Origin of the sequence: Dietzia natronolimnaea (assembly GCF_002289575.1) — a bacterium.
Classification (GTDB): Bacteria; Actinomycetota; Actinomycetes; order Mycobacteriales; family Mycobacteriaceae; genus Dietzia; species Dietzia natronolimnaea_A.
Window position 1 is genome coordinate 1 of sequence record NZ_NTGA01000090.1, and the last position, 1,449, is coordinate 1,449.

General features: G+C 63.4%; 1 protein-coding gene. It reads left to right on the plus strand.

The window, feature by feature from the left end; genetic code table 11:
• Positions 1-217: 217 nt before the first annotated feature.
• Entirely contained in the window at positions 218-1,366 is a 1,149-nt protein-coding gene (locus CEY15_RS17750) for a hypothetical protein (RefSeq protein WP_141244339.1), read from the plus strand.
• Positions 1,367-1,449: the final 83 nt, after the last annotated feature.

A 1,449-nucleotide genomic window follows, 5' to 3' on the forward strand; every position in this document is an offset into this window, starting at 1 on the left:
TCCGGGTGTCCACCAGAGCGGGAACGGTCCAGTCCCGCCACAGGTAACCCCGCGCCCGGTGGCTTCGCCCACCGGTCCGCCTAGTGCGTGGGGCTCATCAATGAAATTCGGAAGCACGGCCCGAGTCATTCAAGTTCTCGTAGGTCATGAGATTTTCGAAGACGGAACTCTCCGCCCGCTTCATGTAGGCGATGTCGTCAGCGTCAGACTCTTCTTGGTGACATCAGCGGATGCCAGCAGGCCGGGTACGACCACCTACCGCGTCACGGTGCAGCCCAAGGTCGGACAGGCCCCCTGGCAGGAACGGGACGAGACACTACGGTGGCCGTTCGAGGTCACCGGGAACGGGTGGACCGCCACGTGGCACCACCACCGCCCGGCTGCCGGTTTGACCCATGTGACCGGTTTCCTCACGCCTGACTTCCACCACTCAGTGGCGGGCCGGCCGGGCGTGGTCACGGGCAGGGTGCGTCGGCTCCAACTCATCGAGCGCCAAGCCAGGAAAACCGGCAACTCGCACGACTATGTGCCGGGGACCGAACGGCTGACTGACTTAGGGGCATCGCCGGATCGATACTGGCCGAGGTGGTTCCACTTCGCCGAGCACGGCGAGATAGAAGAAAGCGGCGTCTTGGTCGATCTCGACTTGGACGATGTTGCCGACGATTCGCATCGTTTCCAGGCCGGCGATGTCGCAGCGCACGGCACTGATGTGTGGGTCATGGACGACTCCGCCCCCGTCCTTCTGCACCTGGACCGCTCCCACGCTTCTGCAAGGCTGACCGAGTACCTACTTCCGTTGGCATTCGAGCCGCCGGTTGAGCCGCCCGGTTACGGCGGAAGTCGGCAGCTTCATGCAGACAGCGGCGGCTGCTGGATCACATGCCCAGCAGAGATCGTGCGTTGTGACCTAGGCCCTCCGGGTGAGGTGAGTATCCGGCGCGTGACTGAGGACGGAGGAGACTTCACCGTCGACGTCGACGGAAGGCTATTCGCGATCACCCAGCCGAACCCGAGCATGCGTAGCCACGACCGATACGGGCCTATCCGTTTCGATCCCGAAGAGTTCCCGTTTCGCGAGCTCGTAGGCGACTCGCTCATGCGCGTTGAGAACAGGGAAACGATGGACTTGGCATGGGATGGTCGCAAGCAACGGGGCCGCCTGGACCAAGGCAAAGCAACCAGGGCAACAGTGTGGACCGGCGACAGTCTGCTGACCATCTGCACGCCTGACGGCAGCGAAGAGACCGTCGACTTCGGCGACCGGACACTCGGCCGCGTGAAATGGGTCCGCCCCGACCCCTTCAAAGATCCGGCCAACGCAGACATCGTGGACCCGATCACTTTTCGCTTCCCTTACAGCTGACGAGAGGAGGCGCGGGGCGTTGCAGAGAGTTGAGCGGGGCCCGTTCCAGTAATGCCCCATAGAGTGGTGTAACTCGGTGGCCG